Raw genomic sequence first — 21,061 nt, 5'->3', positions numbered from 1 at the left:
CCGAAAAACCACGGGCGCAAAAGACTCAATGCAAGTCGCGCATATTGAGTCTACGCAAACGCGGAGCCCATTTGGCGACTGCACCGACCACGCCTATGGTCATCATGCCGCCGAACACTACTGAAGGCACCAATCCCATCAGCCGCGCAGTCATGCCGGATTCAAACGCGCCCAGTTCATTGGAAGAGCCGATGAAGATGCCATTGATGGCGGAAACCCGCCCACGCAGCTCATCAGGTGTTACCAATTGCATAATGGTGGTACGCACGACGACTGATACCCCATCACACACCCCCGAAATCAACAGTATGGCCGCTGCCAGCCAGAAGTGCCCACTGAGGGCAAAGGCAATGATGCTGAGACCAAAACCCGCCACCGCAATCAGCAGTATCCGCCCGGCATGACGCTGCACCGGATGCCGGGTGAGCCAAAGCCCGGTGGCGATGGCCCCTAGCGCGGGCGCAGCGCGCAATATGCCCAGGCCTTCTGGCCCATGGTTGAACACATCGTGGATAAACATGGGCAACATGGCCACCGCGCCACCAAACAGTACGGCAAACATATCCAGCGCCTGCGCACCCAGCATGATTTGATTACTGAAAACAAAGCGCAGCCCCTGGGCAATGCTGGCAAACACCGGGGCACTTTCACTGCTGGGCGCTTGCGCTACCTTGAGGCTGAACATGGCTAGCGCTGCCAGCAAGGCAAACAAGGCAGAGCACAGGTAGGCGGCACTGATACCAGCCCAGGCAATCACCCCTCCGCCTATGGCCGGGCCCAGCACCAGGCCAGTCTGCAATACCGAGCTACCTATGCTGGCAGCACGGGCAAATTGCTGGCGCGGCAATATCTGCGCAAACATGGCGCTATAAGACGGGCCAATAAACGCGCGTGCGAGCCCCACGCAGGCAATGGATATATAGATAAACAGCGAGGACTCGCTATCATGCAAAAACAGGCCAGCGGCGATAGCAGCCAGCACCAGGGCATTCACCACGAGTACGATGCTGGCACTGAAACCAAACCAGCGTCGGGAATAATGATCAACGGCATAGCCCGCAAACAGGGCGGTGCAGAAATAGGGGATGACTTCGGCCAGACCTATCAGACCCAGGGATAATGGGTCGCGGGTGATCTGGTAAATATGCCAGCCCACCACCACCGCCATGATCTGGTAAGAGAAAGTGACGCTGACGCGGAAAGCCAGCAGTTGCAGGAAATGCTTGTTACGTAGCGGCGAAAGGTTTAGCTGAGAAGTGGCGACATCGGACATGGGCCTATTTTACAGGCTGCTGAGCAATATGGCCTGATCCTTGACCAGGGATTTGGATAGACGCAAGCGTGGCTGGCTGCAATATCGTGTCAATTTTGCAGCAGAACGCGGCGCGACCATGCCAGCACAGGCAGCATAACCAGGGCACCCAGTGCATCGGCAAGCAAGTCGTCAAACCCAGCCTGACGCCCCGGCAAGAACAGTTGATGGAATTCATCAGCAGCCCCTGTCACGACCACCAGCAACCATATCGCCCACAGCGGCAAGCGCGGAAAGGCAAGGCCCAGCAGCAAGCCTATGGAACCAAACACGAAGAAATGCACGACTTTATCCCAAGGTGGGGGAAACAAACTGCCTGCGCCTGGGGCGGCACCACCAATGAAAATACTCGCGATAAGAAAAATGACCAGGGCCAAGGCCAAACGATTGAGAATACGGGGATTTATCAAAATCTAGGGGTTCCGGGAATGGCGGGGAGGCGCAACAGGTCTTGATGCTACACGAGCCCAGGCTGGGCGTCATCCCTGACTAGTCTCTTGTTCATTAAAACGTGGGGAATACCTACCTGCTCAAAGGGCTTGCCCTGCGACTCATAGCCCAGGCGCTGATAAAAGCCAGGGCAGTGAGACGCGCATCCAGCTTGATCTGATCAAAGCCCTGGCTGATCAGCCATTGTTCCACCGCCAGCACCAGTCGTTGGCCCAGACCCTGGCCCTGCATTGCAGGCTGCACCGCCATCTGCCGCAGCTTGGCGAGAGGGCGCTGTTCAGGCTTGATCACCAGACAGGCCAGAATATTCTGATCATGCACCAGCGCCAGATGCCATTGCTGGGCTTCGCCTGCGAGATCGTGGGCATCCAGCTTGCGCCCCAGCGGCAGCCGCAGCACTTGCTCGCGCAAGGCCAGGGATTGTTGATACCAGTGGCTGTCATAGTCCAGTCGTTGCAGCAGCATATTCAGAGCTAATTTCGCACGCTACTCTTCGCTGGCGCCTACAACGCGATTGCGTCCAGCCTGCTTGGCCTTGTATAAGGCAGCATCCACGCGGGGTATCAGGGCCTCTGCCGTTTCCTGCGCTTCGCGCTCGGCTACCCCAGCACTGAAGGTGATCAGTACCCGTTCATTGTTGAGCATGAAGAAGTTGCGCGTGAGATCGCGCTGCGCGCGCGTCATGATCTCTATGCCTTCTTTTTCCGAGGTGCCCGGGAAGATAATGATGAATTCCTCACCACCATAACGGGCCAGTACATCGGTACTGCGCAGTGATTCCTTCACCACCTTGGCCAGGTGCGCCAGCGCCTTGTCACCAGTGACATGGCCTAGCTGATCATTGAGACGCTTGAAGTGATCTATATCCAGCATGGAAAGGCTGAGGGTGGTGCCGTGGCGGTTGGCGCGATCAAATTCCCGGCCCATGGCTTCTTCCATACCGCGTCGGTTGAGGGTGCCAGTGAGGAAATCCTCATGCGCGACTTCGCTGAAATAATCCAGCTTGGAGTTGAGCTCCTTGATCAGGCGCTCCGCCTCCAAGACCCTGCCCTGGGTTTCAGTCAGCATGTCGCGGGATTGCCGCACATTCATGCCTATGCTGCGCGTGTCTTCCAGCATTTTGTCTATCAGTACCTTAAGCTCGAGGATATCCTCCGTCGCCATGATCTGCTGCTTGTAGCCTTCAATCTTGTCTTGATAATCGCTGGTGCTTTCCGTGAGGTCGGCCAGCCGCACCACGAACACTTCAGCCATTTTCTTCACAGAATCACGCGCTTCCAGCAATCTGGGTTTGACCTGCCCCTGCTTGAAGATCAATTCCTTGAGGCTGCTTTCAGCGTCGTAAAGCATATCCAGGCTGAGCTGGCGTGAGAGTATCTCTTGCAGAATCAGGGTTTGCCCATGCAGCCATTCATCTTCCATCACCAGCTCACTCATGCTGGACATCAACAGGCGTAATAGCTGTATCAGGGCATCATGGGTGCGCTGCTGGGTATCGCCATGCATTTCCAGGGTAAACAGTACCGAGCGCAGGTTTTCAGACTGCCGCATTACATCATCTTCAGCGTAGGCCAGCCGGATATCGGCCAACAGGGTTTCGGCTTTTTTAGCCATCTCCGGTGTGCTTGCCAGTTGCGGGATGATAATCAGGCTGATGGTACGCATCAGCATATCGCGCCATTGCTCGGCAATACGCGCATAGTAGGCACGCGCAGGTTCAGGCTCTGAAGATGCAGCGTTTGCGCCTGGCGCTGCATTGCTGGCGCTAGCGCCTAATTCCGTGTCAGGTAGTGCCAGATCTTCGGCCATGCCAGTGCCCCAGGAGTCCGCCAGTGACTGAATTTTTTGCGGCAGGGCAGGGTCATGAGAAAAATTGTTCAGCAGGCGGTTGAGACCGTCACGCTTGCGCGTCAGCGTCACGCCTTTATGGCTGGTTTCCAGTTGCTTGAGCAGGTGCTTGACGGCCACTGGCCAGCTGACTTCCTCACCGCCACTGACACCGGGCAGCAGATTGAAAAACTGCTCCTTGAGCTTGGGCCAGTTTTGGCTATCTATGGATTGCTTGATGGCCTGCGCACTGGCCTGATACCGCGGATTCTGCTGGCTAGAGGCTTGCAGCACCTCATTGAGACTATCGGCAAGCGCGCGCGAACTATCTTCTGATTTAACACCAGCAATCTCATCATAAACCGTGCGGAAGTTATCGGGCGTGGGCTGGATCTTGCGCGAAGCAAGTTGCATCAATGTCTGACGCGCAATATCGATGGCGGAGGCAGGTTCCTGCATCATGTCGACTTTTCATTCTAGAAGGGTTGATGGCTAGGGTGCTTAATCAGTGCATCAGCCCATGCTGCATGCGTTGCTGGACTATCGCGTCAGGCGATCATGATCAGTACCCGGCATCATCATACACCCGGATCATGGCGACTTGTGTTGGTGAACTCGCGCCTATTCCACCGAAAACACCACAGGCTGAGCTCCAGCTTTGGGAATGCTGTAAACCGTCAAGGTGCCGGGCTGCATTTCCCCCATGCCTGGGGAGTTCATGGGCATATCTGGCACGCTGATGCCTATGATATTGGGCTTTTGTTTGAGCAGTTTCTGAATGGCAGCGACAGGCACATGCCCCTCTACCACATAGCCGCCTATGAGCGCAGTGTGACAACTTGCCAGCCGCGTCACCCCATATTGCTGTTTGATGCGCGCCATTTCATCGCGCCCCTTGTCATGCGCCTGCACTTCAAAGCCATGCTGGCGCAGATAAGTGACATATTTCTGGCAGCAGCCGCAATTGGCATCCTTGTACAAAGTCATGGCAGGCAGCGCCCAGGCGCTAGTGGTTTGTAGCAAGAGCAAGCAGGCAATCAGGCGGAAAAATTTGGACATAGATGTTTGGCGATAAGGCGTTTGGATTCACAACGCGGGAATGAGAAACCCGGCTCCGCAGCGCGAAAGCCGGGTGGCCTAGCTTACTTCTTACACTTTTCCTTTTTCTTGGATTCGATTTCGTGCACCAGGCCGTCCTCGATTTCCACTTCAACACAGGCACCGACTACCAAGGGGCCGTGCTCTTCTTCCAACTCTGTATCCTTGGTCACGTCCAGTTTGCGACCACCTACCACCCACTGTCCAACATCGGTCTTGGGACGGCTCTCGATCACGCCATAGAACTCTTCGTCGGCAGCTTGCACACTCCAGGCCATGCCGGAAAGTACGCTGGCGGTTATCAGGCTAGCGAGCAAATGTTTCATGGGGCTTCTCCTTCTGCACACGCAGATTATGATTGAAATAATGATATTGCCTGGGAATCATTCCCCATCACTTTCACCATGTCAACCTTGCTAGCTATCAGCCTCTAGCCTGCGCACCGCCAAGATTGAAGCTTTGTTCGAACTGTTGCAGCGGCTCGGGCAAGCCAAACAAATAACCCTGATAGGCCAGGCAGCCATGTTGCGCCAAGAAACTCTGTTGCTCGCGGGTTTCCACACCTTCGGCAATGACCTTGAGGCCTAGCCCTTGCCCCAGGGCAATGATGGTGCGGACGATAGAGGCATCGTTGCTATCCACCAGCACATCACGCACAAATGAGCGGTCTATCTTCAATTGCGACAAAGGCAGCCGTTTAAGGTAGGCCAGCGAGGAATAACCAGTACCAAAATCATCCATAGAGAAGCCTACGCCCATGTTCTTGAGCGTATTCATCTTGATGATCATATCCTCCATGTTTTCCGCCAGCATGCTCTCGGTCAGCTCCAGCTTGAGATACTGCGGATCAGCCCCGGTTTCGCTGAGAATGTTCATGACCTGATCAACAAAATCCGGCTGATGCAACTGACGCGCGCTGACATTGACCGACAGGCTCAACTCTGCGGTTTCAGCACGCTTGGCCCACTGCACCAGCTGCTTGCATGCCGTGCGCAACACCCAATTGCCTATGGGCAGAATCAAGCCAGTTTCCTCGGCCAGGGTAATAAAGCTTGCGGGAGAGAGCAGGCCACGCGTTGCATGCTGCCAGCGCAGTAGTACTTCAGCGCCAAACAATTGGCCATCACTATCCACCTGGGATTGATAGAACAATTGCAACTCGTCGCGACGCACTGCCTGGCGCAAGTCCTCTTCCATCGCGGCACGCTCGGTGATCAAGGCCTGCATGGTGGGGTCGAAGAAACGGTAGGTATTGCGGCCTGCTGCCTTGGATTGGTACATGGCGAGATCAGCCCGTTTCAAGAGCTCATCCACGCCCACCTGTTGCTGGCTGCCAAATAAAGCAACGCCTATGCTGGCGGAAGAATAATGTTCATACCCTGAAAGCTCAAAGCCCTGCTGGAAGGCCTGCAATATCTTCTCCGCAATCAGGCTGACATCCTGGGCGGCCTCGGTTGCCAGCTCACCCAAATTCTCCAGCACCACCACAAACTCATCGCCACCCAGGCGCGCCACGGTATCGGTCACGCGCACGCAACTGACGATGCGCTGCGCCACCTGCTCCAGCAACATATCGCCGACATCATGGCCATGGGTATCATTGAGGGTCTTAAAGTTATCCAGATCAAGGAATAGCAAGGCACCGGAGCGATTGAGACGATTGCTGTTGAGCAGTGCCTGCTCCAATCTATCCAGCAATAAAATCCGGTTGGGCAGATTGGTCAGCATATCGTAGAAAGCCAGACGCTGGATTTTATTTTCTGCCGCCTTGCGTTCGGTGATGTCGCGCTCCACCGCCACCCAATGGGTATATTGACCTGCGGTATTGGCAATTGGCAAGATTTCCATCTCCAGCCACATTTCCTCGCCATTTTTCTTGTAGTTGATTAGCTCGGTACGTACCGCCTCACCTTGCTTCAAAGCCTGCTTTACGCGCACCAGTTCTTCAACCTGCGTATTGGGGCCATCCAGCAAGCCTGGGGGCAAATCCAGCACCTCATCGGCCCTATAGCCTGTCAAACGCTCAAAGGCCTTGTTGACAAAGATCAGGCGCGGCGGCTTGTCCTGCTCAGGATCGGCTTCTGCAATCAGCACAATGTCATTGATACACGCCACGCTGGCTTCCAGCAGCTTGAGTTGTTCTTCAGCGCGGCTGCGCTCAATGGCAAGGCCAACGATATGAGAGCAGGCGCTGACCAGCTCCATCTCACGCTGATCCGGCACGCGCGGTACGCGGCCATAGACGGCAAACGTACCCAACACCTGCTGCGTGCTGGAAAATATAGGCATGGACCAGCAGGCGCGCAGACGATGGCGTTGCGCCAGTTGACGGTAATCCAGCCATAGCAAGTCATGCTGGATATCAGACACCACCACGGTTCTGCGTTCATAGGCAGCAGTGCCGCATGAGCCAGTGTTAGGCCCGATTTTCATACCCTGCACATCATGCAGGAAACTGCGTGGCAAGCGTGCTGCAACCCCATGGCGTAGGAATTCACCTTGTTCCAGCAGCATGATGGAGCAGGATATTTCCGGGAACTGATCTTCTATCAAATGCACGGCGGCAAGCAATACCTCGTCCAGCTCGGCACCCATGGCGATGCGTTCCAGCAGGCGCCGTTGCTCCACCTGCAAGCTCTCTTGGCGTTTTTCCTGCTCTATGTTTTCCACCACCTTGATCAGATTGTCATGGCTGCCATCTGCGCCCTGCACCATGGAGGCACTGATGCGCACCCAGACTGGCTGGCCAGATTTGGCGCGATAGCGTTTTTCCACCACGGAATGGCTAATCTCGCCGCGTATCAAACGCTCGCGGTTCTCGCGCGCCAACAGGCTGTCTTCTTCGTAATTGACGTCATGGCAGCGTAGCTGCTTCAACTCTTCTTCGGTATAGCCAACGATCTCGCAATATGCCGGATTGGCCAGCAGAAAACGGCCATCGCTATTGATCATGGCTATCCCGGCGGCAGCGGCGTGGAAGGTGAGGCGTACCTGCTCCTGGCTGGACTGCAGCTCACGTTCAATCAACCGTCGTTGCTGGATTTCGGCATTGAGTGCATGCGTACGCTCCAGCACGCGCCTGCGTATCTGCAGATTCCATAGCAGCACCAGGGCCATGACCACGCCCACCAGCAAAGTGGTACCTGCAAACCAGCGCACCAGATGGGTACTTTCAGTATTGGTTTTGTAGATAAAGCCCGAGAGGTCATAGCCCGGCTTGATCAGGCCAATATCGGCCATGACCTTGGCAATGAATTCCCAGCGTGCCTTATTCATATGCCCGATCTCAACCACTTCTGGCAGGATGTAACGGTGCATATCGCGGGCTTCATACATCAATTGCTTCAGTGTCACCTTGCGTTCGGCGACACCAGGCATGCGCAGGATCAACTGGGCAATTTCGTGCGGGTTATCCAGCGCATACTTCCAGCCCTTGAGCGAGGCACGGACAAAGGCATCGACGCGATCAGGATGCGCGGCGATTTCAGACTCTGAGGTAAACAGCGTATCGCCATAGAAATCAATGCCGTAATCCATGGCCGCCAATGTCGCGGGCGGATAGCCGCGCTCCATCATGATATTGGGCTCAACCGTGGCGTAGGCAGAGATCACATCTACCTTGTCATTAAGCAGATCCTGCAAATTGCCGCTGTGCGGCATCAGAATCAGATTTTGTAGATTGACGCCTTCCTTGATCATCAAGGCTTTTTGCTGGGCATCGCGTCTATCTGCGGCCAGCATGATGCGCTTGCCTTCAAGGTCTGCAGGGGTGGTGATATTGCTGGATTGCTTGCTGAGCAGTACATGGGGCGAATGCTGGAAGATTGCGGCCAGCGCTACAACAGGCTCGCCTTCAGCGCGGGCGAGTACCAGCTCGGTATCACCTACGCCAAACTGTGCCCTGCCACTGGTGACCGACTTGATGGAGGAATTGCCTGCACCGCCTGGCACTATCTGTACATCCAGGCCTTCCTGGCGGTAGTAGCCTTTAGCCTGCGCTGCGTAATAGCCTGCAGACTGAAACTGGTGATACCACTTGAGTTGTAGCGTGACTTTTTCGAGCGGGGCGGCTTGCAGCGGAGCCAGGGTAGAAATCAGCAGCAGTGCAAGCAAGCCAAGAAGCCAGCGCGCAGCACGCAACATGCTGGCTGCCCCCCGGCGACAGGCTTGGTAGACTGCTCTCAAATGATGTTCCCCGCTTTGGTTTTTTTATATTTTTTTAAGTTTAGCAAAGCTTATCATCGTCTTATATTACACGGCGTTTTTATTCGCAAAGGTAATGACCAGTACATCGCGATACGCTGCCTGCGTGGCATCTATCTGTTCTACAGGTGTGACGCCGTGCATACAGCGCAGGTCATCCACCAATGCCCAATCCAATGGGTCAGTCAGGGTAAAGCTATCCAGCACTTCTTTATTGAGGTTGTGCAAGGTAGTGGTGCCACTGGAAATATTCACCCGCTTGATCATCATCACCAGCACATAATCAACGCCATCGCGGTGTATCCCTTCAGGGGCTGGCAGACCATGTACTTGTTGATTGGCCTCAATGCGGAACTGATGAGCTTCAATATGCCAGCGTGCCTCGGGCTTGAGGTGACTGAACAAATCTCTACAGAACAGCATCACCGTCTGCAGGGTCTCGCCCTGAATCAAGGCCTCGGGTATGGCTCATAAATGCGGGCGATACCGCCATTGAGCGAGTTGTATTCACGGCTCTGGTAATGTGGTTGATGCGGCTCCAGCACAATCGGCCCCTGTGCCTCTGCGCTCAGCGTGGCAAAGCGACGTCGACGATAACTGCCGCCGTCAGCCATATATTCATCCAGGGGCATGCCATCCCAGCTGGCATCCAGTGCCACCCAGTCTGCCAGTGCATCGGCTCTGATGGCGGTCAGCCTGGCGCGAACTTGCTGCCCACGCACAAAGCAAAAACCGTCCTGGGTAATCTGACTGGCTAGTCCCTGTATATCAATTTCCTGCATGACACCTTTTCACTCAAAATTTGACGAGCACCATGATGTTCGCCAGCCAGATAAGGCTAGTGGAGTGAGCATATTAGCGAATCACAGCCGATTTAGAAAAAATAGTTGACCTTCATCACTAAATAACTAATTATGTAGTGATGAAAACCGTACCCCATATTCCGCCCGCCTGGAAAAATATCTCCGATCTGTTTGTTGCACTAGGTGATGAACATCGCCAGCGCATCCTGCTCTCGTTCGAACCCGGCGAGCGCATCAGCATAGGTGATATCGCCGCGACCATGCCCTTGAGCCGCACCGCAGTTACCCATCACCTCAAGGTGCTGGAACATGGCGGGGTGCTCAAAAGTGAGAAGGTAGGCAAGGAAGTGCGCTTCTACATCAACAAAGCCCATATGCAAGAAGCCTTAAGCAGCGTGCTGGAATTCATAGACCACAACATCTAGTCGTCCCATAAAAACCAGAAGAATTGAGAGAGGAGTCTCATGCTAGTCGCGATTACCAGAACCATCATGAAACTGTTGTTCCGTATTGAAGTAGTGGGTCAACAGCATGTGCCCCGGCCTGAAAAACTACTGATCATAGGCAACCATGAGTCTTTCCTCGATGGTTTCATCATGGGCTTGTTCCTGCCAGTGCGCACCACCTTTGTTGTCCACACCACGGTGCTGGAAAACCCCTTGTTCCGCTGGATACTCAAGCATGTACCGCACTTGCCTGTAGATACCAACAGCCCACTGGCCATGAAGAAAGTCATACGTCTGCTGGAAGCAGGCGAATCAGTGATGATTTTCCCTGAAGGCCGCATCACGCTGACTGGCAGCCTGATGAAAGCCTACGATGGCCCGGCATTTGTCGCCGCCAAGACTGGGGCCACCATATTGCCAGTGCGCATCCATGGTGCGGCCAGAAGCTATTTCAGCCGTTTGGCCAGCGACTATCCACACTCCCTGTTACCCAAGATCAGGCTCACCATACTGCCACCCACCCACATCCCCATGCCCGACGCCCCCAGTGCCAAGCAGCGCCGACGAATTGCGGGAGAGCGCATGCAGGCCATATTGCAAGACCTGATGTTTCGCTCTGAGCCCAGCAATACTTTGTATGGCGCATTGCTGCAGGCCATACGCACTTATGGCCGCAAGCATAAGCTGGTGGAGGATATGCAACTGGTGGAAGAAGACTATGGCAGCGTGCTGAAGAAAAGCCTGGCACTGGGCAGGCTGGTCAGCAAGATCAGCGCCCCTGGCGACACGCTGGCCGTACTGATGCCCAACGTCACCAACACTGTGTGCTTGATTTTCGGCATGAGCGCCATGGGCCGGGTGCCCGCCATGCTCAATTACACCGCGGGCACCAGCGGCATGCAGGATGCCTGTACCGCAGCTAATATCAAGACAGTGATCACTTCCCGCAAATTCATAGAAGCCGCCAAGCTGGAAGAAGTGGTGGCCAAACTCGCGGGGCTGGAAATTTTTTACCTGGAAGATATGCGCGCTGGCTTCAGCTGGCGCGATAAGCTCTGGCTGGTGGCCTATGCATTGCGCTGCCCCGCGCGGATTGCCCAGCAACACAATGTGGATGCCCCTGCCGTGGTGCTCTTCACCTCAGGCTCTGAAGGCAAGCCCAAAGGCGTGGTACACAGCCACCGCGGCATCCTGGCCAATATTGCCCAGATCCGTGCCGTGATTGATTTCTCGCACCGCGATAAATTCATGATGGCCCTGCCCATGTTCCATTCCTTTGGCTTCACCTGTGGCGCCATCATGCCGCTGGTTTCAGGCAGCAAGGTCTTCATTTATCCTTCTCCGCTGCACTACCGCATCATCCCCGAAGTTATCTATGAGCGCGGCTGCACCGCCTTGTTTGGCACCAGCACCTTCCTCGGCAATTACGCCAAGTTTGCCCACCCTTATGACTTCTACAAGATGCGCTATGTGATTGCCGGTGCCGAGAAGCTCAACAGCGAAGTCCGCAAAACCTGGATGGAAAAATTCGGCATCCGCATTCTGGAAGGCTATGGCGTTACTGAGACTGCCAAGCCTGTGCTGGCGGTGAACACGCCCATGGCCAGCCAGATTGGCACCGTAGGTCAATTGTTGCCTGGCATAGAGATGCGCCTGGAAGAAGTACCCGGCATCACCGAGGGTGGTCTGCTCAAGGTCAAAGGCCCCAACATCATGCTGGGCTATCTACTCTATGCACAACCTGGCGTCTTGCAGCCACCTGCCGAGGGTTGGCATGACACTGGCGATATTGTCAGCGTCGATGCGCGCGGCTTCATCACCATACAGGGCCGCGTCAAACGCTTTGCCAAGATTGCGGGCGAGATGGTTTCGCTGGAAACCGTGGAATCCCTGGCCAGACTGTGTTCCCCAGAACAGCAACATGCAGCGACGACACGCGTGGATGCCCAGCGTGGCGAGACTATCCTGCTTTACACCACAGACCCCGAGCTTGCACGTGAAGCACTGTCCCAGGCCGCCAAGAAACTTGGCCATACCGAACTGGCGGTGCCGCGCAAAATCATCGTCGTCAAAACCCTGCCGCTGCTGGGCACAGGCAAGATTGACTACGTGACACTGAAAAAAATGGCTGAAACCAGCTAGATCACTCAAGGACAAGATCATACAAGCACCTGCAATAGCCGCTTCACCCGTCAACACATCCCTGCTCAGCCGCGGCATGATCGCCGTCATGCTGGCGCAGTTCATCTCGCGCTGGCCGACAATGCCTTGTTATTCGCTGCCATTGCCTTGCTCAGGCAGGTAGTGCGCCCGCCTGGCAAATTCCCTTGCTGCAGGAATTCTTTGTGATTGCCTATATTCTGCTGGCGCCGTTTGTTGGCCCCTTCGCCGACAGCTTGCCCAAGGGCAGGGTGATGGTGATTGCCAATCTGATGAAGCTACTGGGCACAGGCGCCATGCTGGCGGGTTTGAACCCCTTGCTGGCTTACGGCATGGTGGGCCTGGGTGCGGCGGCTTACTCCCCAGCCAAATACGGCATCCTCACCCAGATGCTGCCGCTGGATAAACTGGTCAAGGGCAACAGCCTGATGGAGGGCTCCACCATCGTCGCCATACTGCTGGGTGCGGTGCTGGGCGGCCAGCTTGCCGATCACTGGCTGACCGGGTCGCTCTATGCCATCAGTGGCGCTTACCTGCTGGCGGTACTGATCAATCTGCTGATTCCAAGGTTGCCGCCATCGCATAAGCTGGAATCTTTCAACCTCGTCATGCTGTTTAAAGATTTCACACGCGCCACACGCACGCTGATGCGCGATGCCGATGCGCGCTTTTCCATCGTAGGCACCAGCATTTTCTGGGGCGCGGGCAGCACCCTGCGTTTTCTGCTGGTGGCCTGGGTTCCGGTGGCGTTGAATATTCATGATTACAGCACCCCCGCCAACCTCAGTGGCGCAGTGGCCATAGGTGTGGCATTGGGTGCAGTGGCGGCAGCGCGCTGGATTTCACTCAAGACCATCAACCGCGCCCTGCCAGCCGGGGTTCTGATAGGCCTGGCCATCGCCTTGTTTGCTTACTCCAGCAACCTCTATATGGCCGCTGCCTGTCTGTTGCTGATAGGTTTTCTCGGCGGCATGTATGTGGTGCCACTCAACGCATTGTTGCAGGAGCGCGGTCATGAATCTGTGGGTTCTGGCCATGCCATCGCCATCCAGAACCTGTTCGAGAATTTCAGCATGCTCTTGCTGATGGGTATCTACATCTGGCTCAGCAAGCTGATGATCCCTGTGGTGCCAACTGCCATGATCATAGGTCTTCTGGTGTTCACGGCCATCAGCCTGCTGGCATGGCTACGCATCCGCCAATCCCACTAGACAGGTGCCTCATGCAAAACCCATTACTACATGCGAGTATTGCCTTGTCGTGCCTGACAGTCAGCACTGCCTGCACTGCGTGGAGTGCTGAACACCCGGCCAGCAGCGCACAGTGGCTAGGACTTTATCCCGCGCAGGCGTTCCACACCGTACCAGCAGATTGCACTAGCTGTGGCATCCTGCCGCAAGCGGCATGGTATTTCGAGCATGATCTCCTATCCGTAGCGCTTGATCAAAACAGCATTACGGCATTTACCGCGGCTCTCACTGCGCAAGAAGATGTACGGCAATCTGCGCAGTTGCCTGTGACTGAAAAACCCCTGCCGCCATTAATCTGGAGAGGCATAGCAGAACGTCTGCAAGCCGTGCAGCTACAAGCTAGCCCAGCCCCAGCAGTTTCAGACCAGGCAAATTCTGCCCCAGCCAACTTGCTTGATAAAGGTAGATTGCCTGATGGCAGCGTGATTGACTTGCAGGTCGTGCCCAAGATTCCCACCAACCTGTCCTATCTGGACCAGACGAGTTGGGCGTTCTACAGGCAGCGCCCTCTCGCACTGGGCGGGCAAACCAAGGAGCAGGGTGAATTCACCATACGCACCATCTGGCCTATGGATTTCAAACTTGAGCAACAAACATCAGCCAGCCCGCTGCAGGATGGTGAAACCTTGCAAACTCTGGTGAGACAGTCTCATGGCGGTGCTCAAAGCCCTTATCACAGCCGTATTCTCTGGCAACGCCAGCCAGCTTCCAGCCCATGGCAAGACAAGCCTGCGCTGGGCATTATGCTGAACGGTGCGCAAGGTGATGATGACGAAGCGCACGGTGGGCACTTTGCCGTGCTGACTGGTCGCGTGGGGGAAGATGGGGATTGGTCGCAGTGGTTGGTCAATAACTTTTACAACCTGGATGCCTATGGTGAGAAAGGCATTATTGCCGCCATTACTCCGGCGGAAAACTATCTGTTTGACCTTAACAGCGGCCAATCTTTTTATCGGCCTTCCTACATGTTGGTCGCCATTCTCAAAAACGCTGAAGCTGCACAGCGCTACCAAACTGCAATCAACCGGGTGTTCCAGCATTTTTATCGCCATGACATTGTCTATCACCACTCTGCCGCCAATTGCGCAGGACTTAATATAGACACCTTGCGTACCTTGGGTTGGAATATCCCCACCCGTGGCCACGCAGGTTATATGCAGGCAATCGCTGCATGGTTTTATGTAGCGGTGACCCAACAGGATCTGACAGCCGCGCGCCAGCTTTATGACTATTTAACGCAGGAATCCACCCGACTTTATCCAGCGGTGGCGTTTGATGCCATAGGTCATGACTTGTTGAATCTGGTTGCAGGCAAGCTGGATCGTCCCCTGAGCGCTTATGAGCGTGACCTGGCTGATCAGATAGAAGCCTTGGTCTATGTGCATATTCCGCAGATACCTAGCGAGCGCGCATTTGGCCAAGCGCCTGTCTATTCCTTCGCGGAATATCTCGCGCAAGCCCCTGCTGAACGCAAGGATTGGAAAATCATCCCCACCACTCCCAGACCCTTCCCACCGGAATTGCGCGATGGGGCCAGCCCAACTGTCCAAGCCCCTTTCCCTGTGCCTTGGACAGTGGCAGCTGTACTCACAGGCCTCATCGGCTTACTTGGCTTGGGGGGCTACCTGATAAAAACCTGGTATCAGCGCAAACGGGGCTAAAGGTGTCAGCATCGTCCTACAAGCAATTCAGTGGTTTACCGAATTTCCTGTCGCGCTTGACTCCTTATATTGCACATACCTACCAATATCACTAGGAGTAGTACCATGAAAAAAATCACTGCCTTTGTCATGCTCTGCGCAATGATCTTCTTGACTGGCTGTAACACCATGAAGGGCGCTGGGCAAGATATCCAGCGTGGTGGTGAAAAGCTTGAAGATGCGGCTGACCGCCATAAGTAATAAATAGCGACAAGAGATTATTAATCCGCTCATGATAATCATGAGCAGGATTTCATGACTTGTACACATGTGCTTGCGCAGTTTGAGGGTTAAAGTCTGACCCACATGCTTGAATCAATTGACGGTATGTATCCCGATTAACTCGCTAAGGAGCTTTATCATGTGGACCAAGCCAGAAGTCACTGAAATGCGTTTCGGTTTTGAAGTAACCATGTACGTTTGCAATCGCTAAGTCATTCCAGCTGATTACAAGCAAGCTAACGGGAGCCTCGTGCTCCCGTTGTCATTTCCAGCTTGAGTTTTCTGCCGCATTATTAATTAGCAATCTTCTCTCTATCTGCACTAAACCACTGTTGCAGAAAATCAGCCAGGCTACGCACCATCAAGGAAGACTGCCTGTGTTGTGGGTATAGGGCATACACAGCGCTGCTATCTCCCATAAAGCCGCGCAACACCTGCACCAACTCTCCGCGTTGCAAAGCCTCGCGCACATAAAACCAGGGCAGGCCCACTATGCCCAACCCCGCCACCGCCGCCGCACACATCACCTCGCCATGATTGGAACGCAGCACAGGATGCACCATGAGCTTGAGCGGTTCGCCATTGACGATAAATGGCCACTCCGCACTGCGCGCACTAATGCAGCGGTGTAGCCCCAACTGCAATGGCGAAGCGGGTTCGCCATATTGCTGCAAATACGCTGGGCTGCAGCAATACACCAATGGAGAATCCATCAACCTACGGGCTACCATGCCCTCGTCAGGCTGCTGGGTGATGCGAATTACCATGTCATAACCTTCACCCACCACATCCACCAGGCGGTTATCCACATCCAGTGCCAACTCCAGCTTGGGATGCAATTGCATGAACTGATTGAGCGCGGGGGCCAGCATCATGCTGGCAAAAGACACCGGGGCAGAAATACGCAACAGACCACGTAATTCTCCACTGCTGCTGGCCACCGCCTGCTCGGCCTCATCCACCTGTTGCAGTATGTTGAGGCAGCGCTGGTAAAACTCACGCCCCAGCTCTGTGGTGGACAATTTACGCGTTGTGCGTAACAGCAAACGCGCGCCCAAGCGCGATTCCAGCTCCATGATTCTGCGGCTCACCAACTGCTTGCTGATGCCTAACTGGCTGGCAGCCGTGGTGAAATTGCCGCTTTTGACCACCGCAGCGAAGATTTTCATTTGCTCAAGCTGGCTCATTGTCAACCTATCATGGACAGTCATTCAAAATAATTGGGGATTATCATTAAACCCATCCACAAATACAATGGCTCCCATGTTGCAAAGCTGCATTGTCTGAATCAAGACAGCAGCATACAAACGCAGTCATTCATTAATTTATATTTAGCTTAAGGGGCAAATCTCATGAATACATTTAACCTCAGCACTTTCTCTGGCCGCGTACTGCTGGCCCTGATTTTTGTCATCAGCGGTTTCGGCAAGCTGGCTGACCCTAGCGGCACTATCGCCTATATCGCCAGCGTGGGTGCACCAGCGCCCGAGCTGGCTTATGGTGTGGCTTGATTGTAGAGTTGGGTTTGGGGCTGGCCTTGTTGCTGGGTTATCACGCCAAAATATCTGCGCTGCTAATCGCAGGCTTTACCCTGGCCACCGCATTTCTGTTCCATTTTGATTTCGGCAACCAGATCCAGACCATTATGTTCCTCAAGAACCTGGCTATCACTGGCGGCCTGCTGCAAATCGTTGCCCACGGTGCTGGCGGTTTCAGCCTGGATGGCGCACGTCGTTAATTTACTGCACTTACATTCCCATCGAGCAGGAGCTAGGCAATGAGCACTTTGTTTATTTCCCACGGCGCACCCACCTTGGCCATTGAGCCAGGTGTGACAGGCGAGTTGCTGACTCGATTGGGGCAGACCTTGCCGCGACCCAGCGCCATTCTGGTGGTCTCGGCACATTGGGATACGCGCGCTCCTAGGGTGAGTGTGGCCAGTCAGCCAGAAACCATACACGACTTCGGCGGCTTCCCAGCCGCCATGTACCAGATCGAATATCCAGCCCCAGGCGCACCCGCGCTGGCGCAGCAGGTCAAGACGTTGCTAGCGGAGGCTTACCCCGATGTGGCGCTGGACCCGCTACGCGGGCTGGATCATGGTGCCTGGGTGCCGCTGATGTTGATGTACCCTGAGGCGGATATTCCGGTGACGCAGCTATCGATACAAAGTCATGCGGGCGCTGCTGCGCATTTCGCCCTTGGGCAGCAACTGGCAGCCCTGCAAGATGAAGGCGTTATGCTGCTGTGCTCTGGGGCCATCACGCACAATCTGCATGACTTCTTCAGCGCAGACCGACATGCCAGCGTGCTGGATTATGTGCCCGCCTTCAGTGACTGGATGGGCCAGCGTATTGCCGCTGGCGATAAGCAGGCTTTGCTTGATTACCGTCAACTAGCTCCGGCGGCAGCGCGTGCGCATCCGCATGAAGATCATTTGCTACCCTTGTTTGTAGCCTTGGGTGCGGCGGAGAAAATGGGTAAGCCAGAACGTCATCAGCCAGAGAATACCTATGGCATCCTGGCGATGGACACCTACGTTTGGCAATAACCACTGGACTTGCAATAACTAACAGGGCGACATCTTATGCAGATGCCGCCCTGTTGATTTAATGCAAAACTGCTATCAGCAGTGACTTGCTGTGGCTAGCGCTGAGTGGCAGCAGGTAACACAAAGCCCTTGGGTAGTAACACCCAGAGCCGGCCTTGCTGTTTCATAGCACCCGCTTTTTGCCCTGCGGCATCACCCGCACCCCAGAAGAAATCGGCACGCACACCACCTTTAATGGCACCACCAGTGTCTTGCGCCAGCATCAAGCGGTTGAGCGGCGCGTTGCTATTGGGTTGAGTCGTAGCCAAAAACACAGGTGCACCCAGCGGAATGTATTTAGGATCAATAGCAAGCACACGCTCACCCAGGATAGGCACGCCCAAAGCGCCCAAGGGGCCGGGTAAACCCGCAGGCAATTCGCGGAAGAAGACATAGCTAGGGTTGGTATTGAGCAACTCCTGCACCTTGCTCGGGTTTTGTCTGGCCCATTGCTTGATGCCTTGCATGGAGCCTTGTCCAAGGTCATTTCGCCACGCTCAACCAGGGTACGGCCTATGGATTGGTAAGACATGCCATTCTGGTCGGCATAGCCCACATGCACCGCCTCGCCATTATCCAGACGGATCAGGCCAGAGCCTTGCACTTGCAGGAAGAACAATTCAATCGGGTCATTGACCCATAACAGCTCTTTGCCAGCCAGTGGCGCCAGCCCAGCCTCAATCTCGGCTCTATCGTAATAAGGCAGTAGCTTGTTGCCCACCAGACGACCACGCACGCGCTTGTTGGCGAGCTCAGGGAATAAACCAGACAGCTCGACCGTAATCAGGTCGGCAGGGCGGGTATAGAGGGGATAACGGTATTGTGCTGTCTTGACGCGGCTGCCCTTGAGCAGCGGCTGGTAATAGCCGGTAATCATGCCGCTATCACTTCCGTCCTGGTTGCTGGCCTGGTAGACATTGAAATACTGGCGGTAGTAGGCCTGTAGATTGGACTCGCTAGGCTGCGCAGGCATATGACCTGCCGCCTCGCAGGCCGCCTGCCAGGGCTGGCGGTTTTTCAGGGTGCTGCAACCTTGCAGCCAGGCAGGCCAGGATTGCACCAGCTCGGCTTGGTCAAACCCCGCCAGGTCTTCCCAGCGTGCAGGTTTGAGCAGGCCGTAATCAGCCACCTTGCTGCCAGAAGCCAAGGTTTCCTGTGGCTTGAGCTTGGGGTCTGCCGGGTGAACCGGAGCAGGCTGAACAGGGGTAGGCTGAACCGGAGGCTGGGCAGGTGTTGCCTGCACAGGCTGGTCAGCCTTGGGGCATTGGCAGGCCTGCGGCGCAACTGGCTCAACCTTGACATGCTGGTGACCACCACAGGCAGCCAGCAGCAGGGCGAGCAAGAAGTAAAACGATCTGAACATGGAGTGTAGTGAGTACCGCAAGTGGGTGGCAGAGCGTACTGCTAATGCAATACGCGTGGCATGTTGAGGGTGAATGGCGCGATGGGGCACTCAAACTGGGTGCCATCCTCGGCGGTGATCTGATAGCTGCCCTGCATGGTGCCCACCGGGGTAGCCACCATGGTGCCGCTGCTATATTCAAAATGCTCGCCTGGTTGCAGCAGAGGTTGCGCACCAACGACGCCCAGGCCACGCACTTCCTGGGTTTTGCCGGAGGCGTCCTTGATAATCCAGTGACGGCTGATTAATTGCGCGGCAACGTTGCCAGTGTTGGTGATACGCACACTATAAGAAAACACATAGCGATTCTGCTCGACATCAGACTGATCGGGCACAAAGCTGGTTTCTACCTTGACCGTGAACTCATAGCGTTTCTCGGCTGACATGTACGCTCCTTAAGCGATCAATCCACTGGTAGGGGAACTGGGAGATGCGGAATAGAGCTTTTTCGGCATGCGACCAGCGAGGAAAGCTTCTCGGCCAGCCTGCACCGCCTTGTTCATCGCCGCTGCCATCAACACCGGGTCACGCGCCGCAGCTATCGCGGTATTCATGAGTACACCATCACAGCCCAGTTCCATCGCTATCGCAGCGTCAGAGGCCGTGCCTACACCCGCATCCACCAGCACGGGAATCTTGGCATTTTCGATGATGATTTGCAGGTTCCAGGGGTTGAGTATGCCCATGCCTGAGCCTATCAGCGAAGCCAGTGGCATCACCGCAGCACAGCCAATTTCTTCAAGTTGCTTGGCGATAATCGGATCGTCCGAGCAATACACCATGACATCAAAACCATCTTTGACCAGGGTTTTGGCCGCGGCTATGGTTTCCAGCATATTAGGGTATAGCGTATTGGGGTCACCCAGCACTTCCAGCTTGACCAGCTTGTGGCCATCCAGCAGCTCACGAGCCAGACGCAAGGTACGTACGGCATCATCCGCGCTGTAACAGCCTGCGGTATTGGGCAGATAGGTGAATTCCTCAGGTGGCAGGAAATCCAGCAGCGAAGGCTCGCCTGCGTTCTGGCCTATATTGGTGCGGCGTATTGCCACGGTGATGATTTCAGCACCGCTGGCATCAATCGCCGCGCGCGTTTCGGTGAAATCCTTGTATTTGCCAGTACCCACCAGCAAGCGCGAGCCATATTGCTTACCCGCTATGTTCAATGTATCCATTAACCGCCTCCTACCGCGCCTACAATTTCGAGTTTATCGTCACTATTCAACACCGCCTCAGCAAAATTGCCGCGCGGCACAATCTCGCCGTTACGTTCTATCGCCAGACGCTTGCCAGTGAGGCCCAGATGCTCAACAAGCTCGGCCACGGTCAAACGCTGCACCTCGAATTGCCTGGGGTTACCGTTGATGGTCAGATGAATCAATTGAGGACTACCTAGTGAATAAATCTAAAGTGAAATATATCTCGCGAAAAACCAATATCGAGTTGCAAGACCAAGATGTTGGAAAGCAGGCAGAAAGCCTGCTGCAAGTACCCGTATTTTACGTAGGTTCAGGGGCAATTAGCAAACCGACTGCAAAAACAGTTCACCATCAGCGCAAGGCAGGAATAGCCGGGTATTTCGCTGATTGATCCCAAAA

At 55.0% G+C, this 21,061-nt stretch carries 21 protein-coding genes and 3 pseudogenes; 10 read left to right on the top strand and 14 right to left on the bottom strand.

Translation table 11 applies throughout. The features are described from left to right. Positions 1 to 25: 25 nt before the first annotated feature. The 8 genes and pseudogenes from JCM2850_RS18755 to JCM2850_RS18740 all read right to left on the bottom strand — a co-directional run bounded on the left by JCM2850_RS18755 (position 26) and on the right by JCM2850_RS18740 (position 9,504). On the bottom strand, positions 26 to 1,273 hold the full coding sequence (locus JCM2850_RS18755; RefSeq protein ID WP_051525381.1) for an MFS transporter: 1,248 nt from the start codon (positions 1,271 to 1,273) through the stop codon (positions 26 to 28). Between the two features lie 89 nt (positions 1,274 to 1,362). Continuing rightward, positions 1,363 to 1,722, bottom strand: coding sequence for a VanZ family protein (locus JCM2850_RS18750; protein WP_159105160.1), 360 nt, complete (start codon positions 1,720 to 1,722; stop codon positions 1,363 to 1,365). A 112-nt stretch (positions 1,723 to 1,834) separates the two neighbouring features. Continuing rightward, positions 1,835 to 2,227 (bottom strand): GNAT family N-acetyltransferase, encoded by a 393-nt coding sequence (locus JCM2850_RS18745; RefSeq protein ID WP_051525379.1) that lies wholly within the window; start codon positions 2,225 to 2,227, stop codon positions 1,835 to 1,837. 21 nt (positions 2,228 to 2,248) lie between these two features. Next, entirely contained in the window at positions 2,249 to 4,051 is a 1,803-nt protein-coding gene (locus JCM2850_RS11025; RefSeq protein WP_234406213.1) for a GGDEF domain-containing protein, read from the bottom strand. A 159-nt stretch (positions 4,052 to 4,210) separates the two neighbouring features. Next, positions 4,211 to 4,648, bottom strand: a complete 438-nt coding sequence (locus tag JCM2850_RS11020) for a DUF411 domain-containing protein (protein WP_025871851.1) — start codon at positions 4,646 to 4,648, stop codon at positions 4,211 to 4,213. An 83-nt stretch (positions 4,649 to 4,731) separates the two neighbouring features. Beyond that, complete coding sequence (locus tag JCM2850_RS11015; protein WP_025871849.1) at positions 4,732 to 5,013, bottom strand: DUF5666 domain-containing protein; 282 nt, start codon at positions 5,011 to 5,013, stop codon at positions 4,732 to 4,734. Between the two features lie 97 nt (positions 5,014 to 5,110). After that, complete coding sequence (locus JCM2850_RS11010) at positions 5,111 to 8,830, bottom strand: EAL domain-containing protein (protein ID WP_025871847.1); 3,720 nt, start codon at positions 8,828 to 8,830, stop codon at positions 5,111 to 5,113. A gap of 108 nt (positions 8,831 to 8,938) precedes the next feature. Next, a pseudogene (locus tag JCM2850_RS18740) lies at positions 8,939 to 9,504 on the bottom strand (2OG-Fe dioxygenase family protein). Positions 9,505 to 9,812: 308 nt separating this feature from the next. Between JCM2850_RS18740 and JCM2850_RS11000 the strand changes: the two are divergent. From JCM2850_RS11000 to pqqA, 6 genes are all read left to right on the top strand, one after another. Further along, positions 9,813 to 10,118 carry an ArsR/SmtB family transcription factor gene (locus JCM2850_RS11000; RefSeq protein ID WP_025871845.1) on the top strand — a complete coding sequence of 102 codons (306 nt, stop codon included), beginning with the start codon at positions 9,813 to 9,815 and terminating at the stop codon, positions 10,116 to 10,118. Positions 10,119 to 10,157: 39 nt separating this feature from the next. Beyond that, entirely contained in the window at positions 10,158 to 12,281 is a 2,124-nt protein-coding gene (gene aas, locus JCM2850_RS10995; RefSeq protein ID WP_025871844.1) for a bifunctional acyl-ACP--phospholipid O-acyltransferase/long-chain-fatty-acid--ACP ligase, read from the top strand. A 185-nt stretch (positions 12,282 to 12,466) separates the two neighbouring features. After that, complete coding sequence (gene lplT, locus JCM2850_RS18735; RefSeq protein WP_234406212.1) at positions 12,467 to 13,510, top strand: lysophospholipid transporter LplT; 1,044 nt, start codon at positions 12,467 to 12,469, stop codon at positions 13,508 to 13,510. 11 nt (positions 13,511 to 13,521) lie between these two features. Continuing rightward, positions 13,522 to 15,210, top strand: a complete 1,689-nt coding sequence (locus JCM2850_RS10985; protein ID WP_036265990.1) for a hypothetical protein — start codon at positions 13,522 to 13,524, stop codon at positions 15,208 to 15,210. A 105-nt stretch (positions 15,211 to 15,315) separates the two neighbouring features. Further along, complete coding sequence (locus tag JCM2850_RS21065; protein ID WP_025871840.1) at positions 15,316 to 15,450, top strand: entericidin A/B family lipoprotein; 135 nt, start codon at positions 15,316 to 15,318, stop codon at positions 15,448 to 15,450. A gap of 160 nt (positions 15,451 to 15,610) precedes the next feature. Further along, positions 15,611 to 15,682, top strand: coding sequence for a pyrroloquinoline quinone precursor peptide PqqA (gene pqqA, locus JCM2850_RS23460; protein ID WP_081774944.1), 72 nt, complete (start codon positions 15,611 to 15,613; stop codon positions 15,680 to 15,682). An 82-nt stretch (positions 15,683 to 15,764) separates the two neighbouring features. Here pqqA and JCM2850_RS10975 read toward each other — a convergent pair whose 3' ends face one another. Next, a complete protein-coding gene (locus JCM2850_RS10975; RefSeq protein WP_036266030.1) occupies positions 15,765 to 16,640 on the bottom strand; it encodes a LysR family transcriptional regulator in 876 nt (291 codons plus the stop codon). A gap of 183 nt (positions 16,641 to 16,823) precedes the next feature. Here JCM2850_RS10975 and JCM2850_RS22835 point away from each other — a divergent pair. The 3 genes and pseudogenes from JCM2850_RS22835 to JCM2850_RS10965 all read left to right on the top strand — a co-directional run. Continuing rightward, positions 16,824 to 17,026, top strand: a pseudogene (locus tag JCM2850_RS22835) (DoxX family membrane protein); the annotation flags it as partial. Further along, positions 17,009 to 17,209: a DoxX family protein gene (locus JCM2850_RS22830; RefSeq protein ID WP_369384882.1), complete on the top strand. Its 201-nt coding sequence runs from the start codon at positions 17,009 to 17,011 to the stop codon at positions 17,207 to 17,209. The pseudogene JCM2850_RS22835 and the gene JCM2850_RS22830, both read left to right, overlap by 18 nt. A gap of 39 nt (positions 17,210 to 17,248) precedes the next feature. Further along, positions 17,249 to 18,022 carry a DODA-type extradiol aromatic ring-opening family dioxygenase gene (locus tag JCM2850_RS10965; RefSeq protein WP_025871836.1) on the top strand — a complete coding sequence of 258 codons (774 nt, stop codon included), beginning with the start codon at positions 17,249 to 17,251 and terminating at the stop codon, positions 18,020 to 18,022. Positions 18,023 to 18,117: 95 nt separating this feature from the next. On the opposite strand, the gene JCM2850_RS24360 is transcribed toward JCM2850_RS10965, so the two are convergent. The 5 genes and pseudogenes from JCM2850_RS24360 to thiS form a co-directional block, all read right to left on the bottom strand. Continuing rightward, positions 18,118 to 18,330 carry a 3D domain-containing protein gene (locus JCM2850_RS24360; RefSeq protein WP_500778287.1) on the bottom strand — a complete coding sequence of 71 codons (213 nt, stop codon included), beginning with the start codon at positions 18,328 to 18,330 and terminating at the stop codon, positions 18,118 to 18,120. A 171-nt stretch (positions 18,331 to 18,501) separates the two neighbouring features. Next, positions 18,502 to 18,938 (bottom strand): annotated as a pseudogene (locus tag JCM2850_RS24355) (MltA domain-containing protein); the annotation flags it as partial. Positions 18,939 to 19,465: 527 nt separating this feature from the next. After that, positions 19,466 to 19,849: a Co2+/Mg2+ efflux facilitator ApaG/CorD gene (gene apaG, locus JCM2850_RS10955; protein WP_025871835.1), complete on the bottom strand. Its 384-nt coding sequence runs from the start codon at positions 19,847 to 19,849 to the stop codon at positions 19,466 to 19,468. A 9-nt stretch (positions 19,850 to 19,858) separates the two neighbouring features. Continuing rightward, positions 19,859 to 20,638, bottom strand: coding sequence for a thiazole synthase (locus tag JCM2850_RS10950; protein WP_025871833.1), 780 nt, complete (start codon positions 20,636 to 20,638; stop codon positions 19,859 to 19,861). Continuing rightward, entirely contained in the window at positions 20,638 to 20,844 is a 207-nt protein-coding gene (gene thiS, locus JCM2850_RS10945) for a sulfur carrier protein ThiS (protein WP_036265988.1), read from the bottom strand. Before thiS ends, JCM2850_RS10950 begins: the two co-directional genes overlap by 1 nt. Positions 20,845 to 20,858: 14 nt before the next feature. Between thiS and JCM2850_RS10940 the strand changes: the two genes are divergently transcribed. Then, positions 20,859 to 21,053, top strand: coding sequence for a hypothetical protein (locus tag JCM2850_RS10940; protein WP_025871829.1), 195 nt, complete (start codon positions 20,859 to 20,861; stop codon positions 21,051 to 21,053). Positions 21,054 to 21,061 lie beyond the last annotated feature (8 nt).

This window comes from Methylobacillus glycogenes JCM 2850 (genome assembly GCF_000617925.1).
GTDB classification, from domain to species: domain Bacteria; phylum Pseudomonadota; class Gammaproteobacteria; order Burkholderiales; family Methylophilaceae; genus Methylobacillus; species Methylobacillus glycogenes.
This window is presented reverse-complemented; position numbering and strand designations above follow the sequence as displayed.

What these genes read in the sequence shown, in the direction of transcription:
- JCM2850_RS18755 (WP_051525381.1), bottom strand. Translation starts at nt 1,273, where the DNA reads ATGTCCGATGTCGCCACTTCTCAGCTAAACCTTTCGCCGCTACGTAAC.
- JCM2850_RS18745 (WP_051525379.1), bottom strand. Translation starts at nt 2,227, where the DNA reads ATGCTGCTGCAACGACTGGACTATGACAGCCACTGGTATCAACAATCC.
- JCM2850_RS11025 (WP_234406213.1), bottom strand. Translation starts at nt 4,051, where the DNA reads ATGATGCAGGAACCTGCCTCCGCCATCGATATTGCGCGTCAGACATTG.
- JCM2850_RS11020 (WP_025871851.1), bottom strand. Translation starts at nt 4,648, where the DNA reads ATGTCCAAATTTTTCCGCCTGATTGCCTGCTTGCTCTTGCTACAAACC.
- JCM2850_RS11015 (WP_025871849.1), bottom strand. Translation starts at nt 5,013, where the DNA reads ATGAAACATTTGCTCGCTAGCCTGATAACCGCCAGCGTACTTTCCGGC.
- JCM2850_RS11010 (WP_025871847.1), bottom strand. Translation starts at nt 8,830, where the DNA reads ATGTTGCGTGCTGCGCGCTGGCTTCTTGGCTTGCTTGCACTGCTGCTG.
- JCM2850_RS11000 (WP_025871845.1), top strand. Translation starts at nt 9,813, where the DNA reads ATGAAAACCGTACCCCATATTCCGCCCGCCTGGAAAAATATCTCCGAT.
- aas (WP_025871844.1), top strand. Translation starts at nt 10,158, where the DNA reads ATGCTAGTCGCGATTACCAGAACCATCATGAAACTGTTGTTCCGTATT.
- JCM2850_RS10985 (WP_036265990.1), top strand. Translation starts at nt 13,522, where the DNA reads ATGCAAAACCCATTACTACATGCGAGTATTGCCTTGTCGTGCCTGACA.
- JCM2850_RS21065 (WP_025871840.1), top strand. Translation starts at nt 15,316, where the DNA reads ATGAAAAAAATCACTGCCTTTGTCATGCTCTGCGCAATGATCTTCTTG.
- JCM2850_RS10975 (WP_036266030.1), bottom strand. Translation starts at nt 16,640, where the DNA reads ATGAAAATCTTCGCTGCGGTGGTCAAAAGCGGCAATTTCACCACGGCT.
- JCM2850_RS10965 (WP_025871836.1), top strand. Translation starts at nt 17,249, where the DNA reads ATGAGCACTTTGTTTATTTCCCACGGCGCACCCACCTTGGCCATTGAG.
- apaG (WP_025871835.1), bottom strand. Translation starts at nt 19,849, where the DNA reads ATGTCAGCCGAGAAACGCTATGAGTTCACGGTCAAGGTAGAAACCAGC.
- JCM2850_RS10950 (WP_025871833.1), bottom strand. Translation starts at nt 20,638, where the DNA reads ATGGATACATTGAACATAGCGGGTAAGCAATATGGCTCGCGCTTGCTG.